The organism is Streptomyces sp. NPDC024687, assembly GCF_055559055.1.
On record NZ_JBVHLJ010000019.1, the window covers coordinates 1 to 14,546 of the forward strand.

Here is a 14,546-nt window from a genome sequence, read left to right on the forward strand (position 1 = left end):
GAGACAGCCATCGACCCCCTCACCCTGGCCGGCGGCCGGGCGATGGAAACCGGCACCCACGTGGTGTGGGCAAGCGCCCAACTCCTCGGCGTGGGACGCAGGGCGAGAGTGACACGCAGCGACGACGCCACGCGCAGTGCCGCTCCGGACCTCGGTCTCGGCGCGGGCCTGGGTGTCGGCTTCGGCTCGGTCAGGGTCGGAAACCCGCCCCACCTGGTGATCCCGGCCTGGGCCGGGGCGGCCGGCCAACTCCGCCTCTCCGTCCGCCCACCGGGCCAGGCCACACTCCCGCACCGCCTCTACCTGCGCACCACATCGGCCCCGCCCCTGCGCCGGGCAGCCCGCACGGTCCTCCACCGTCTGCCCCCGGACGTACGGCGCCGGGCGAAGAAGCTGGCGCGCAGGGCGGATCCCTGGAGCGGCGCCTGAGAAGAGGCGAAGGGGGGAGGAGAGCAGGCATTCCGGCCCTCGCTCCGATCTCTCCTCACCAGTGCCGGCACCAGGCGACGTTCGCATTGTCTGGTGCCCGGCCGAGGTGGCTGTGCACTGCGCAGGGACGTGAGCGATGAGTTTCGGCGGCGGATCGGGTCTGCCCCGGCATGACTCGGATCAGCGCTGACATCTCGGTCTCGAGGCTCGACTGCACACCCCGCTGGCGCGCGAGGTCCCCGGAGCACAACTGCTGGTCCTTGAGGAGGCCGCCACCGCGATTCCGGACGCGGCGATCGGTGAGGTCACCGAGGCGATGCTCACGCTCGCACAGAGAAGGGCGGGTGGTACCGCGCGGGCCATGCCTCCGCTCTCGCGCCGGGCGGTCAGGACGGCTGGACCTGGTCGAAGAGGGCGACGGCTTCGGCGGGGTCCGGGCTCACCAGGCGTTCCAGACCGGCAGCCGTGATCTTCGCCCACCTGCCGGCCCGAGCCCACATCTGTTCCTCGAAGGCGCGGACGGCCTCGTCCAGATCTCCGGATCCGGCGGCGGCGATGGATTCGGCGAGTTCGGCTCCTTCGAGCATCGCGAGGTTGGCGCCCGCCCCCAAGGGGGGCATCAGGTGCGCGGCGTCGCCCAGGAGCGTCACCCCGGGCACGTGGGTCCAGGTGTGGGACACGGGCAGGACGTGGATGGGGCGGTGGACGAACGCGGTGCCGTGGCGGAGGAGGTCGAGGACGGGGGCGGCCCAGCCGTCGAACAATGCCAGCAGGCTCGATCGCGCCGCCTCGACGTCGTCCAGGTCGAGGTTCGTGTGCCAGTCCAGCGGCGCGCGGAACTTGGCATACACCTTGACGTGGCCGCCGCTGTTGCGCTGCGCGGTGAGGCTTCGGTTCACGCCGTACACAGACAGGGAACCGTCACCGATCAGCCGGGCGAGGTCAGGGTGGCGGTTGTCGACGTCGTCGAGGGAGGTCTCGATCGACGTGACGCCGGTGTAGTGGGGCGTCACCGGCGAGACCGCCGGGCGGACCCGGGACCAGGCACCGTCCGCGCCGACCACGAGGTCGAACGTCTCCTGTCGTCCGTCCGCCAAGTGGACCCGTACGCCATCCCGAGTCCCCGGCACCACCTGCGTCACGCCCAGGCCCCACCGGACGTCGAGAGGGCCGAGCAGCAGGTCACGCAGTTGCCCGCGGTCGATCTCGGGATTGGCCAGGTCATCGGGGCGGGGCCGCCAGTCGCGCAGGACGGTCCCGTCGGTGTCCAGGATGCGCATGGCCTGCCCCTCGGGGCGAGACAGTGCCTGGAACTCCGCCAGCACCCCCGCCTTGTCCAGCGCGAGCTGACCCAGCCCCTCATGCAGGTCCAACGTGCCGCCCGGGGGACGGGCGTCGGGGGAGGGGGCGCGCTCGAGGACGGTGACGGGGTGGTCGTGGCGGTGCAGGACGCGAGCGAAGGTCAGGCCGGCAGGGCCGCACCCGACCACTGCGATGCGATGTCTCATGTCGATACACTGTATTGGTTCTGTACGGTGCATCGCAACGGTACGGTGTGAGCATGACTGTGTGGGACCGGCCGGAGCCGCTGCCTCGCCCTGTGCCGCTCGACCGAGAGCGGATCGTCGCCGCCGCCATTGCGCTGGCCGACGAGGGAGGGCTGGAGGCCGTGTCGTTGCGCAAGGTTGCGGCCCGTCTGGATGCCGGCCCGATGCGGCTGTACCGATACATCTCCACCAAGGAGGAGCTGTTCGACCTCATGGTGGACGAGGTCCAGGCCGAGATTCTCCCCGGGGAGCAGCCCGGTGACTGGCGGGAGGCGCTGCGCGCCCTCGCCCATCGCACCAGGCAGGCCGCTCTCCGTCATGAATGGCTGGCCGACCTGCTCGGCGGCCGCCCGGCCCTGGGCCCGAACGGCCTCGCCGTGACCGAGGCCACGCTGGCCGCCCTCGACGGCCTCGCTGATGTCGACACCGTCATGCGCGCCGTGGAAACCGTCAGCGCCTACTTCATCGGCGCGATCAGGCGCGAGATCGCGAACCTGCGGGCCGAGCGCGCCACGGGCCTGTCCAAGCGTGACTGGCAGCGCGCCCACGGCCCGCGCGTGGCGAGCATGTTGGCCACGGGCCGCTTCCCGGCGCTGGCCAAGGCTGTGTACGACGGCACGGACGTGGACGCCGAGACATCCTTCGCAACCGGCCTGGACTGGGTCCTCGACGCCGTGGCCACCAAACTCACCACGCCGTCGGTATAACGCTTTGTTTCACGTGGACGTTGGCCGGAATTCAACTGGACTCTTTCTGGCGGAGTCTTCTGCGCAGGTGACTGCGATATGGCCTGAAGCTGGTCATACGAAAAAGTGGAGCGCATTTTCACGAGATTTGGGCGCCCGATCCTGGCACGCTTGCGGCGGCGCAGGCAGCAGGTAGGAGCTGTCGCGCCGGCGCATTCATTGTCGATCGGAAAGAGGAACCCATGCGAACTTCTCTGACCAGGGCACTTGTTGTCGCGAGCGCCGTCGTCGGCATGGCCGCCGGAGGACTTGCGGGTGCCAGTGCGAGTGTGGCGGCTCCCCAGCACGCCACCAAGCCTGCGGTCAGCAGCCCGCGTGCCTCGATCCTCGCGGTGAACAACCTCGGTCTGAACACGGCCCGGGCCAAGAACTGGCAGAACTGCCTGAACGCCTGGGGCTTCAACGCCGGTACCGAGGACGGCCAGCTGGGCACCAACAGCTGGAAGGCCGCACAGAGGATGCTCAACGCCTGGGGCTTCAACGCCGGCACTGTCGACGGGGTCGTCGGATCCAACACGATCACGGCGCTGCAGAAGTTCTTGAACGACGTCGGAGAAAACGCCGGAACTCCCGACGGAATCGCCGGACCGCAGACCAGGGCGGCGTTCTGGAATTACAACGCCACCGGTTGCTGAGCCGATCCCGCATATCGCTTCGGGCTGGTCCATCGGGGAATTCCCTGATCGACCAGCCCGGAACGTGACCGGTCAGGGCCGGCCGCAATGCAGGGGCGCGGCCTCTCCGGCGAAGTCCACTTCCACCGGTAAGCACGGTAAGCCCTACGCGTCCTGCTCGGAGACGCCCGCTCCGGGTTCGGAGACGGATGTTCCGGCGTCCGCGAAGCCGGCGCAGCCTTACATGCCGGGCTCCGAAACGGACGTCCTCGCCACAGCCAAGCCCGCCATGACCGCCGCGCCGGAGCAGCCGTGGGGCCGAATCGACGGCGTGGGAATCGCGCCCGGAGACCGGGATCCGAGCGCACGACGCCGACACCAGGGGTTGGCTGAAACATCAACTCATCACACCTGAAACGCAGTTGTCGTACAGCCCTCTGGTTGGCAGACTCACCTCGCCGACCAAATTATGCGGACATGTGTGCGAATCCGTGCGCCGAAACATCACGTCGGCGAACCGGAATCACGTGACCAGACAGGGGGAACATCCTTGAATCTCAGCATGCCCAGACGCGTCCTGGCCCGTGCCACCGCCACCCTCGGGCTGGCGCTGGCCATGGCCACCGGTACCACCGGCCTGCTCTCCGGCACCGACGCGCACGCCCTGCCGGTCGCCCAGGGCTCCTTCAGCTTCAGCGGCGACGAGGGCGACTACATCAGCGGCGGCCAGTCCTACGCCTACACGACGGCGTCCCAGGACCGCATGAACGTATCCGGCAACACCGACAACAGGGTGGTCTCCGTCTCCGTCGACGGAGCGAACGGCGACTGGTGGTACCTGGACCTCGCGGCGCCGACCGGCAAGACCCTGACACCCGGGACGTACACGGGAGCCACCCGCTACCCGTTCAACGACGCGACCGAGCCGGGCCTGTCGCTCAGCGGCAACGGCCGTGGCTGCAACCAGCTCACCGGCACCTTCACCATCTCCGCGGTGGAGTTCGGCCCCCAGGGCTATGTGAAGAAGCTCGACGCCGACTTCGTGCAGCACTGCGAGGGAGGCACCCCGGCCGCGCGCGGCGAGATCCACATCGAGAACCCGGCCCCGCCGGCCGAACTCGGCCTCGACCTCGACATCGCCCTGAACGGCACCGCGAGCTCCCTCAACGGCAAGGCCACCTTCAACGGCACGGTGAGCTGCAACAAGCCGGTACAGGTGACCGTGGCGGGCGACGTCACGCAGGTGAAGAAGCGGGACCTCATCCGTGGTTCCTTCTCCACGTCGGTGTCCTGCACCCCGGGCGCCCCGGTCGCCTGGACCGGTACGGCCGTACCCACCGGCTCGGTCCCCTTCCAGAAGGGGGACGTCGAGGTCGAGGGCCGTGCGACGGCGACGGACCCGGACTACGACCGGCCGTTGACGGTCAGCGAGACAGTGGCGGTCCGCCTCACCCGGGTCTGACCCTCGCGTCGTAACGCACAGCCAGTCAGTCAGCCACAGCCACACCGCCCGGCCCGGGCGGTGTGGCTGAAGGCAACACCGATCGTCTGCCGCAGACCGTGTGCTACGGCCAGACGGTGGCCTGCGCCTCGAAGACCTCGGGATCACTGTCCACGGGCACCACGCAGACCAGATGCCCACCGGGTACGCGAAGCACGTGACACTCCAGCCACTGTGAGATCTGCTCCGCACCCAGGCCGATCAGGCGCGCGGTTTCCGCCTCGACGTCGTCGGTCTCGATGTCCAGATGCATCCGAGGCGCGTCGTCGACGGCCTGCACGGAGGTGATCAGTCCCGGCAGAGCCTCATGGAGCGTGGTGAACTGCGGCGCCGGTGGAAACGGCTTGGCGACGACGCCGAGAGCCGCCGACCAGAACTCTGCCGCCCGGGCGGCCTCGGCTTCGGGCGTGTCGATGATGACCGCGTATACACGACTTCTGTGCACGTACAGGACCTTCCCTCAGGGTTTGCGGGCGAGGGCGGCGGCGATGAGGTGTTCCCAGACGGTGAGTTGCCGTTCTCCGCTGTTGTTCCAGGGGGTCTCGGTCTGGTCCGGGCGCCACAGGGGCGCCGGGACGATACCGGGGTCGAGGATCTCCAGGCCGTCGAGGAGAGAAGCGATCTCCGCATCGGTGCGCCACCGGCCGCGGCCGAACGTCTGCTGCAGGACCTTCTCGGCCTCCTGCGTCTCCGGGTTGTTGCCGGAACGGAAGTGGCTGACGAAGAAATAACTTCCCGACGGCACGCTCTCGCGCCAGTAACGCACAATGCCCGCCGGGCCCTCGTCGTCGTTGACGTGATGAAGGATGGCGCTGAACATGACAGCAACGGGCCGGGTGAAGTCGATCATGTCCCGGGTGTCGGGGTGCGTGCGGATGGCCTCGGGGTCGCGTACGTCCACCGCGACGACCCGGGTCCGGTCGTCCTTCTCCAGCAGCGCACGGCCGTGGACCAGGACCTGGGGGTCGATGTCGACGTAGACGACCCGGGTGTCGGGGTCGTGCCGCTGCGCGACCTGGTGGACGTTGTCGGCGGTGGGCAGGCCGCTGCCCAGGTCGATGAACTGCCGGATGTCGGTGGTTCGCACGATCTCCCCGACCGCGCGGGTCAGGGCCGCGCGGTTGGCGAAGGCGATGGCCACCGAGCCGGGCAGGTCCCGTTTGAACACGTCGCCGATCTCTCGGTCCACGGCGTAGTTGTCCTTGCCACCCAGCAGGTAGTCGTAGACACGGGCGATGCTGGGCCTGGACGGGTCGATGGAGGAGCCTTCGTACGTCATGCCGGCCATTTTTCCCTGCAACGGCCCCTGCTGACCACGGTTTTCGGATCCTGGACCGACTCCCGTGCGGGCGGCCAGGTCTTCGTGCCATGGGGGAACGGGGGGCGTGCGCGCGGTCGCGGTGATCCGGGGCGATGTGCCGCGGCGCGTGCGGCTTGACGTGGCCGGGTAGAGCGCTCGGCGGCCCGGGTCCGCGCCGGACAGGCTGCCGGCGTGCGCCATCACAGGGTGTAGTGCGACGGCGGTCCGGCCGGCACGGCGCTTGCCGACTTCTCGGTTACCGGGGGTGGGTGATGTTGCCGCTTCGGGGCATTCGGGAGGTAACACGTCAGCCAACACCAGGAGGAACGTCATGATCGCCCTCGGCATCATCCTGCTTGTCGTCGGTTTCCTCACCGGCATATCGATCCTGTGGACCATCGGCATCATCCTGGCCGTTCTGGGTGCCATTTTCTGGGTCCTGGGGTCCATGGGGCACGCGGTCGCCGGCCGACGTCACTACTGGTGACCGGGTCTGACCTCGGACGGCGTCTGACTCAAGGCCTGCCTGTCAAGAGAAAGGCTTTCTCAGCTGAACAGCCTCGGCGGCTGGGCCGACCAAGGCGCAAACCCCCTGATGCCCGGGCCGGCCGCCCGGGCATCAGGGGGTTTTGTGTACGGACAGCGCCTACTGATAGCAGGGATTCCCGCACCGGACGGTGACGGTGCCGATGTGTCCGCCTGTGGCGACCGGGACTGCCGTGACCGCTGAGATTGCTGGGACCGCTGGGACCTTGCTGGTTTCCCACGGCATCGGCACCGCCATGGCGGGCGCACCAAGGGCACCCAGGGCGGTCGCTGCCAGGAACGCCACGGTGATCACACGCTTGCGCAGGTTCATGTGTTCCCCCTTGAGACTGCTCTTGTTTCCACCCGCTAGCGCGCCGTGATCGTCACCCGCTGAGTCGGTGTCGACCCTGCAGCCAGGACCGAGCAGCAGCCGAGCACCAACAGTGCGATCAGCGCTGCCTTCACGGCACGCCCCATGTGGATCCCCCCGTAGTTCAACGGTTGCGAAGACAGTGCCACGCACCCGTACGAGCCGCTATGTTTTCGATCCCCTTCGAAACGTCGTCCCCGTGCCCGCGAGCAGGTTGAGAGCCAGCGAAGTCGCCGTGTGCTCGACGTGCTTGCCGTCGCGCCTGCTGACTACGAGTCCCGCCCCGCGCAGGACACCTATCTGGTAACTCGCGCTGGCCGGTGCGAGTTCGAGGGCCTGCGCCACCTCGGTGGTCGTCCGTGTGGAATGGCCTGCCACGTCGACGAGAACCGCACTCCTGGTCCGGCCGAGCAGTCGCTCCAGCCGTTCCTCGCCGGCACGGGCGAGGTCGAGCGGCTGCTTCCTGACGGGGTAGACAAGGACGGGATCGAGACCGGGATCGGCAAGCGCCGTGGGCCTGCCCCAGCAGAAGTACGACGGTACGAGCATCAGCCCCCGCCCCTCCAGCCGCAGCTCCCGGTCGACGGGATAGTCGACGTCCAGATACGGCGGGTTCCACTGGGCGAAGGGGCGCAGGCCCTCAAGGAGGCCGGCGGTGCCTCCGTCCACGACCGCGCGGGTGCGGACCGACACGTCGTCACCCACGGCCGAACGGACATGCCGCCAGTAGGGCTCCAGCAGTGCCCGGAACGAGGCCCGCAGCGCCTCGGAGACCAGCTTGAGCGAGGAACCGGGTCGTTCATGGGGGCCATGCATCCAGCTCGGTACCGGTCGCGAGCCGGCGAAGCGGCTCAGTTCCGCAGTCAATCGGTCGCGGGGCGTTGCCCGTAGCCTTTCGAGCCCCGCGTCCAGGCACTCGCCGGTGACCGGGGGCGTCAGGAAGTCGGGGATGTAGCCGGAGGCCGGGATGACGGTGCGCAGGGTGCCCAGTGCATGAGAGGCCCGACGGTCGCGCGCCAGCCGCTGACCTGTCTCCCGGCGCCAGTGCCCGAACTCCACGACCCCCTGACGCGTCTGGAGACGGCAGACCGCGCACATCAACTCCCACAGGGAATCGGGCTGTTGAGCTACCCGGATGTTCTCTAGATCGCGCCAGCCGAAGTGGATACGAAGCAAGTGACTCCTCGAGAAGGGCGCTGCGGGCACAACCGCCGTCGCCCATCGATCCTGATGGAGTGGGCCCGGCGGGGAAAGACGAGCGCGAGAAGAGGATGACCGCCTTGTCGATAACCTTTCAGCTATGAGTGCCGGTGGCGGATCCAGTCGTAGGCGAGAGCCGAGCCTCCATCAACTCCGACTCTTTCTGATCCTGTCCCAGGAGCTTCACTTCGGGCGCGCGGCAGCGCGGGTCTACGTCTCTCAGCCCGCCTTCAGCCAGCAGATCAGGTCACTGGAACAGCGGCTCGGCGTCGTACTCGTCGAGCGCGGCAACCGGAACGTGCGGCTCACCGCGGTCGGCCAGTCCATCGCCGAGGAAGCCAGGACCGTGGTGGCCGCCATGACCCGACTGCGACAGGCGGCCGACCGGCATGCCGGCACGGCGCGTGGGCTCCTGAGGATCGGCAGCCTCGGGGCCGAGGCCGCCATGCCCTACGCGCAGGCCGCCCTCGCCCACCTCCGCGGTCACCACCCCGACCTGGAGATCGAGGTCCGCAACCTGACCTTCGTCGAGATGTTCAGCACCCTGCTCAGCGGGGAGGTCGACGCCGCCTTCCTCCGCGGTCCGCTGCCCGGCGGGATCCAGTCCCTGCACCTGGCGTCCGAGACACGGGTGGTCTGTCTGTCCGACGACGACCCGCTCGCCGACCGGGACATCCTCACGCTCGGCGACCTCGCCGATCGCAGGGTCGTCGACATGCCTCCGGAAGTGCCCCGCTCGTGGTGGAACCACCTGACGGTCAATCCCCGCCCCGACGGCACCAGGGTCCGCTTCGGGCCTGTCGTCAGAGACACCGAGGCCATGGTTCTTGCGGTCACCCAGGGCAGCGCCATCACCTTCCTGCCCGCCGCGGCCCGGCGTCTGTACCCGCGCGCCGGCATCACCTACGTCGACTGCCCGGAGCTGGGCCTCTCGACGTCCGAACTCGCCTGGCTTCCCGACAACCGCGACGAACCGTCCGTCTCCGCCTTGCGCGAGGCGGCCCGCGAGACCCTCCGGAAGACCGACAGCCCGGTCCGCGACTCCGCGTCCGACGACTGACGGGGCGGGTCCACCGGAGCGACAGCGCAGGGCATGAGGATCACGGCACGACCGGGCGAGCTGCCGCCGCGTTTCTGCAAGCGCGGGGCGACGAACGCGTGCCCGTGGTGCTGGTGCGGTTCGCCAAGGGGGACTGCTTCGTGGGCGCTTGGATCGTCCTGCGGCGGTGGGGATGGCTGCGCGCGAGTGGCGTCGGCGTGCCGGGCGCCGCTGGTGGCTGGTCCTGCCGATGCTCGTCACGGTCTGGTCCAGCAAGTCCTCGCCCCGCTCGGCCCGATGAGGGCGGCGATCGGCTCGGACTTCTGTTCGGAACCGGACCGACGGCGGCCGAGGACGCGGGGCGCATGCACGATCGCGTGACGGCGTAGCTGATGGTCGTGTCCGGTGCGACGTCGGCAAGCCCCCGGCCTGCTGACGATCGCTGCGGGCGGCAAGGCCGACATCCCGGAGTCCGGGACGCCGGGCCTTGCCGCAGCAGCTAAATCAGGCGGGACGGATGTTCTCCGCCTGCGGGCCCTTCTGGCCCTGGGTCACGTCGAACTCGACCTTCTGGCCTTCCTGCAGCTCACGGAAACCCTGGGCGGCGATGTTCGAGTAGTGGGCGAAGACGTCGGGGCCGCCGCCTTCCTGCTCGATGAAGCCGAAGCCCTTTTCGCTGTTGAACCACTTGACAGTGCCCTTGGCCATAACCGTCTCCTTCGAGGGAAACCGGGCCCGCGACCTGCGCGCCCGGAGGTGATCGCCCTGGTCCGGAGAGGCGCTGACACGCAAGAACGCCCGTGACGGCGATCACGGGCGAACAGGACTTCGGAACCACGACTGCTGAATCATGACGCTACACCCGAGAAGTGGCAGCCGCCACCGACACGGCGCGGGACTCGCCATCAGCTGAGCGAGCCGGTGCTGCTCCATGATCGCTGAACCTGACTTTGGCGGGTCAGTAGTAATGGACCAGGCACAATTCGTGCTCTTCGGGATCGGCCATCACGACGACCACACCTTCGTCGTAGTCGTGGCGTTCCCCGGTGAACCGGCCCCCGAGGGCGATGACCTGCGCGATGCCTTGGTTGATATCGTCGACCGCGACATCGAGGTGCAGGCGTACCTTGTCGTGCTTCGGCTCGGTCACGGGCTGGAAGGTGAGCCGGGGCTGCGGGTCCCCCGGGCGGCCGAGGTAGACCCAGCCGGGGCGGGACGGCACTGGCGGGCGGTCCAGCAGTGCGCTCCAGAAGCCCGCGGTCCGTTCCACGTCGAGGCAGTCGATGGTCACTCCGACCCAGCGGTTCGTCATGTCGGCAGCTCTCCTGTTCGTCGTCATTGTCGGGCGAAAGGCCGGCAGCTCGGGCTTCCTACCTTGGCGACCGCGCTGCTGGGCGAGTTTCCTGGCCCCGTCAACCGGAGTGGTCCCGTGGGTCCGGGCCGTGCGGAAGACCTCTCGCAGTGTCGCCCGGCACCTGCAGCGCGATGCGCGGCAGACCAACCGCGACCTCGCCCGCACCCTCGGCATCGCCCCCTGGATCTGTCTGGAACCAGGTACGCGCACCCCTCACCCCCTGACCGGACGCGGCCTCTCCTGCTGTCGCCGTTTACACTCCACCGGTGGGAGATACTGGGAAGCAAGACGTGGGCAAACAGGGGTGACGGCGTGGACAGTTCAGGGGAGGCGGACGCGCCGTCGGCTTCGCCGGCCCAGCCGGCGGGAGCCCTGCGCGTGCTGCCGCTGACGGACCGCCCGGGCTGGCAGGCGGCCGGCGAGGTCAGTCTGCTCACGCGCCCGGCCTGGGAACAGACGCTGCACCGCCTTGCCCGGAGCGACGAAGAGACGTGCCACTTGGAACTTTCCGCCGTTACCTTCGTCGATGTGGCCGGCGTCTCCGCCCTCGCGATGACCGCCCAGGGCCTTCCACGGGGGCGACGCATCGTGCTCGAAGAGCCGCCTGCCACCCTGCAGCGCGTACTGGACTTGTTCTGGCCGGACCTGCTCACTGTCGAGGTGATGGGGCGATGATGGAGCCCAGCACCGAACCGTTTGTTCATCCCGCTTTGTTCTACCAGGGCGAGAAGGAGTACCTGCACGGCACGGTGCCTTTCATCCGCGACGGTCTGAAGGCCGGGGAGCCGGTGGCGGTGGCCGTGCCCGGGACGAACCTCGCACTTCTCAAGAGGGCCCTGGGTGAGGACGTCGCCCAGGTGAAGTTCCTCGACATGACCGAGGCGGGGCGCAACCCGGGACGGATCATCCCCCGGGTGCTGCGCGCCTTCGCGGACTCCCATCGCCACCAGCGGGTGCGGATCATCGGCGAGCCGATCTGGGCCGGTCGCAGCACGGTGGAGTACCCGGCCTGCGTTCAGCACGAGGCACTGATCAACCCGGCATTCCAAGGGCGGGACGTCACCATCCTGTGCCCCTACGACGCCGACCGCCTCGACGAGCAGGCACTCACCGACGCCCACGCGACCCATCCCGTGATCATCTCCGGCGGCAGGGAGCGGCCCAGCACCGCCTACGCCCCCGAGCATGTGGTCGCACGCTACAACCAGCCCCTGGAGCGGCCGGCGACGGGCGAGGAACTCGACTTCCGGGCCGGCGAACTGCCGACAGTCCGGCAGTTCGCGGTCGAACAGGCCGCGCGGTGGAACCTTTCGGGTGTCCGTCTGGAGGACGTTGCCCTGGTCGTGGCCGAGCTGACCACCAACAGCGTGGTGCACGGCGGGGGATCCGGCACTCTGCGGGTGTGGGCCGAAGACGGCCATGTGGTGTGCGAGGTACGGGACAAGGGGCACCTGAACGATCCGCTGGCCGGCCGTCGCCCGCCCGCACAGGACAAGCTCGGCGGCCGGGGTCTGTTGCTCGTGCACACCCTCGCCGACCTCGTACGCATCCACACCACCCCCGACGGAACGACCGTTCGCTGCTACATCAGTCAGCACTGATCCGTTCCGCCGGGTGGTCATCGCCCCGCCGGTCGCCGCTCGTCACTGCGACCCGGCGGCCACCAGTGTCGCGGTGATGGGTTCGAGCTCGGCGACCAGCTCGTCGAGCTCGGCGGGGGACAGGGCCTCGTATGCCGGGGCGGCGAGCTCGTCGGTGAGGGCTTCGATGCGCTGCTTGGTCTCGCGGCCGGCGTCGGTGAAGCGGCCGTCGGCGTCGACGAGCCCGCGTTCGCGCAGCCCGTCCATGACCGTGGCCAGCCGTTCCTTCGGCAGGTGCTGGACGCGCCCGAAGGACTCCGGGGGATGGATGCCCATGTCCAGCGCGGAGAGAATGTGGGCCTCCGTGCCGCCGATACGTGCTCCCACCAGGGCGGCGACATGTCCGTCACCGCGGTGCTCGCGCAGCATGGTCGCCGAATGCCACAGTCGGGTGACCGGGTCGCCCGGCACCGCGAGGGTGCGCATCCCCGCGTACATCACGCGGCCTTCCATGGGCGCGCTCGTCGCGGCTTTGGTGGTCAGGTCGGCGGCGCGCACCAGGCCCGGGGAGTCGGCCAGTTCGGCGCCGAGGATCCGTCGCAACGAGGCCGCGCTGCCCCGCTCCCGCGCCGCGACGGATGCCTCCGGCGGAATCCCCTCCCACGCGCTCGGGATGTGCCGCGCGGCCTCCCCGTCGGCGAAGCTGTAGAACGCCGCGTGCACGACTTGCGCGGGCACCCGCCCCAGCGGCGCGGCACGGCTGGCGAAGTAGCCGTCCCAGTAGGTGCGGTGGCCGAGCGCGGCCAGCTCCTCATTGCACTCGTCGGCGAAGAAGGTGACCAGACAGATCGGCTCCAGGAGCTCGAACATGCGGCGGGCGCTGTGAGTCATTGCCACATCATGCCTGCGCTCACGGTCCCGTGGACCGGTACGGGCCGAGGCCCACGACCGGGGTCGGACCGATCCCCCCCCACACGCTACGGGCTCACGCATGTCCTCGGCGTATCGAAAACCGCATACGGACCGGCAACACCGCCCTGCCTTGGATGGCGGGATGTCCTACAGCGAATCAGCGGACGGCGGACCGGATGGCCGACCAGTGAGTGGAACCAGGCCCAACCGCGAGGCCGCGGGCGGGAGCCTGAGCATCGGGCCGATCAGCGCCGCCGAGCACTCGGCGTTCGTGCGAGCACAGCCGTCGGTCAGCTTCCTCCAGACCCTGGCGTGGGCCCGCGTCAAGACCGAGTGGCGGGGCGAGTCCCTCGGCTGGTACGACGGCCGGCAGCTGGTCGGCGCCGGGCTCGTCCTGCACCGCCCGGTCCCGCGGCTCGAGCGCTTCACACTGGCCTATCTGCCCGAGGGCCCGGTCGTCGACTGGACCGGTGAGATCAACGCGTGGCTCGACCCGCTGGCCGCCTATCTCAAGGCGCACGGGGCGTTCACCATCCGGCTCGGCACGCCGGTGCGCACGCACACCTGGAGCGCCGCTCAGGTCAAGGAGGGCATCGCCGATCCGGACGTCACGCGGCTCACCGAGACGTCCGGGCAGGCAGACCCGGTCGGCGTCCGCGTGACTGGTCGACTCAGGGACGCCGGCTGGCTGCCGCGGAGCCCGGAGAACGGCTTCGGAGTCGGGCATCCGCAGTTCAAGTACGAGATTCCGCTGGCCGGCAGAACCGAGGACGATCTGTTCAGGGGCACCGCAGGTCTTCCGCTCACCAAAGTGATCGACCGTCTGGTGTCACTGGCCCTGCCGGGGCAGCCGCGATGAACGAAAACTTCGCCTTCGTGGACGAGCTCGTTCCAGGAATACGCTGGGACGCCAAGTACGCCATCTGGGACAATTTCACCGGTAAACCGGTGGACGGTTACTTGGTGAACCGCATCGTCGGCACCAAGTCCCTGTGTGCGGCTCTGGAAAAGGTGCGGGACAAGGCAGAATCCCTCGGCTTGGGCCTGCTGCTCTGGGACGGCTACCGTCCACAACGCGCCGTGGACTGCTTCGTGCGCTGGTCGCAACAGCCGGAGGACGACCGGACGAAGTCGCGGCACTATCCGAACATCGAGAGGTCCGACATGTTCGAGAGGGGATACGTGGCCACCAAGTCGGGCCGCAGCCGGGGCAGTACCGTCGACGTGACGCTGTATCACCTGGACACCGGCGAACTCGCTCCCATGGGCGGGGGCCATGACCTGATGGATTCCCGCTCCCACCATGGGGCAACGGGAATCGAGCAGGCCGAAGCGCGAAACCGTGAGCACCTGCGTTCCGTCATGGAGGATTGCGGCTTCAGCGCGTACGCGTGCGAATGGTGGCATTACATACTGTAGGACGAGC

Annotated in this window: 15 protein-coding genes and 2 pseudogenes; 10 read left to right on the forward strand and 7 right to left on the reverse strand. The window is 68.9% G+C overall.

All coding sequences use genetic code 11. The annotated features are described in order from the left end of the window. Nucleotides 1-429: pseudogene (locus ACZ39I_RS40505) on the forward strand (glycosyltransferase family 2 protein); the annotation flags it as partial. 386 nt (nt 430-815) lie between these two features. Here the strand turns inward: ACZ39I_RS40505 and ACZ39I_RS40510 are convergent. Beyond that, a complete protein-coding gene (locus tag ACZ39I_RS40510; protein ID WP_467250599.1) occupies nt 816-1,937 on the reverse strand; it encodes an FAD-dependent oxidoreductase in 1,122 nt (373 codons plus the stop codon). 53 nt (nt 1,938-1,990) lie between these two features. Here ACZ39I_RS40510 and ACZ39I_RS40515 point away from each other — a divergent pair, with 53 nt between their 5' ends. The 3 genes from ACZ39I_RS40515 to ACZ39I_RS40525 all read left to right on the forward strand — a co-directional run bounded on the left by ACZ39I_RS40515 (nt 1,991) and on the right by ACZ39I_RS40525 (nt 4,798). Further along, nucleotides 1,991-2,683, forward strand: coding sequence for a TetR/AcrR family transcriptional regulator (locus ACZ39I_RS40515; RefSeq protein ID WP_467250601.1), 693 nt, complete (start codon nt 1,991-1,993; stop codon nt 2,681-2,683). 221 nt (nt 2,684-2,904) lie between these two features. Further along, the gene (locus tag ACZ39I_RS40520) at nt 2,905-3,357 is read left to right on the forward strand and encodes a peptidoglycan-binding domain-containing protein (protein ID WP_467250603.1); all 453 of its coding nucleotides are present in this window, start codon (nt 2,905-2,907) and stop codon (nt 3,355-3,357) included. A gap of 541 nt (nt 3,358-3,898) precedes the next feature. Continuing rightward, nucleotides 3,899-4,798: a hypothetical protein gene (locus tag ACZ39I_RS40525; protein ID WP_467250605.1), complete on the forward strand. Its 900-nt coding sequence runs from the start codon at nt 3,899-3,901 to the stop codon at nt 4,796-4,798. A 103-nt stretch (nt 4,799-4,901) separates the two neighbouring features. Here the strand turns inward: ACZ39I_RS40525 and ACZ39I_RS40530 are convergent, their stop codons facing one another. Both ACZ39I_RS40530 and ACZ39I_RS40535 read right to left on the reverse strand, forming a co-directional pair. Beyond that, nucleotides 4,902-5,282 (reverse strand): VOC family protein, encoded by a 381-nt coding sequence (locus ACZ39I_RS40530; protein ID WP_467250607.1) that lies wholly within the window; start codon nt 5,280-5,282, stop codon nt 4,902-4,904. A 15-nt stretch (nt 5,283-5,297) separates the two neighbouring features. Continuing rightward, nucleotides 5,298-6,116, reverse strand: a complete 819-nt coding sequence (locus ACZ39I_RS40535; protein WP_467250609.1) for an SAM-dependent methyltransferase — start codon at nt 6,114-6,116, stop codon at nt 5,298-5,300. Nucleotides 6,117-6,468: 352 nt separating this feature from the next. On the opposite strand from ACZ39I_RS40535, the gene ACZ39I_RS40540 reads away from it, so the two are divergent. Beyond that, nucleotides 6,469-6,624 carry a DUF6131 family protein gene (locus tag ACZ39I_RS40540; protein WP_467250611.1) on the forward strand — a complete coding sequence of 52 codons (156 nt, stop codon included), beginning with the start codon at nt 6,469-6,471 and terminating at the stop codon, nt 6,622-6,624. A 576-nt stretch (nt 6,625-7,200) separates the two neighbouring features. Here ACZ39I_RS40540 and ACZ39I_RS40545 read toward each other — a convergent pair. Then, nucleotides 7,201-8,211, reverse strand: a complete 1,011-nt coding sequence (locus ACZ39I_RS40545; RefSeq protein ID WP_467250613.1) for an ArsR/SmtB family transcription factor — start codon at nt 8,209-8,211, stop codon at nt 7,201-7,203. 124 nt (nt 8,212-8,335) lie between these two features. Here ACZ39I_RS40545 and ACZ39I_RS40550 point away from each other — a divergent pair, with 124 nt between their 5' ends. Next, entirely contained in the window at nt 8,336-9,295 is a 960-nt protein-coding gene (locus tag ACZ39I_RS40550; RefSeq protein WP_467250615.1) for a LysR family transcriptional regulator, read from the forward strand. Nucleotides 9,296-9,778: 483 nt separating this feature from the next. Here the strand turns inward: ACZ39I_RS40550 and ACZ39I_RS40555 are convergent, their stop codons facing one another. After that, the gene (locus tag ACZ39I_RS40555; RefSeq protein WP_007379522.1) at nt 9,779-9,982 is read right to left on the reverse strand and encodes a cold-shock protein; all 204 of its coding nucleotides are present in this window, start codon (nt 9,980-9,982) and stop codon (nt 9,779-9,781) included. Between the two features lie 250 nt (nt 9,983-10,232). After that, nucleotides 10,233-10,586, reverse strand: coding sequence for a VOC family protein (locus ACZ39I_RS40560; protein ID WP_467250616.1), 354 nt, complete (start codon nt 10,584-10,586; stop codon nt 10,233-10,235). Between the two features lie 420 nt (nt 10,587-11,006). Here ACZ39I_RS40560 and ACZ39I_RS40565 point away from each other — a divergent pair, with 420 nt between their 5' ends. Both ACZ39I_RS40565 and ACZ39I_RS40570 read left to right on the forward strand, forming a co-directional pair. Next, nucleotides 11,007-11,303 carry an STAS domain-containing protein gene (locus tag ACZ39I_RS40565; protein ID WP_467250618.1) on the forward strand — a complete coding sequence of 99 codons (297 nt, stop codon included), beginning with the start codon at nt 11,007-11,009 and terminating at the stop codon, nt 11,301-11,303. Further along, complete coding sequence (locus ACZ39I_RS40570) at nt 11,300-12,229, forward strand: anti-sigma factor RsbA family regulatory protein (protein ID WP_467250620.1); 930 nt, start codon at nt 11,300-11,302, stop codon at nt 12,227-12,229. The genes ACZ39I_RS40565 and ACZ39I_RS40570 overlap by 4 nt, the downstream gene beginning before the upstream one ends. Nucleotides 12,230-12,271: 42 nt before the next feature. Here ACZ39I_RS40570 and ACZ39I_RS40575 read toward each other — a convergent pair whose 3' ends face one another. Continuing rightward, nucleotides 12,272-13,099, reverse strand: coding sequence for an SCO6745 family protein (locus tag ACZ39I_RS40575; RefSeq protein WP_467250622.1), 828 nt, complete (start codon nt 13,097-13,099; stop codon nt 12,272-12,274). Nucleotides 13,100-13,262: 163 nt separating this feature from the next. On the opposite strand from ACZ39I_RS40575, the pseudogene ACZ39I_RS40580 reads away from it, so the two are divergent. Then, nucleotides 13,263-13,907 (forward strand): annotated as a pseudogene (locus tag ACZ39I_RS40580) (lipid II:glycine glycyltransferase FemX); the annotation flags it as partial. A 68-nt stretch (nt 13,908-13,975) separates the two neighbouring features. Beyond that, entirely contained in the window at nt 13,976-14,539 is a 564-nt protein-coding gene (vanX, locus tag ACZ39I_RS40585) for a D-Ala-D-Ala dipeptidase VanX (protein WP_467250624.1), read from the forward strand. Nucleotides 14,540-14,546: the final 7 nt, after the last annotated feature.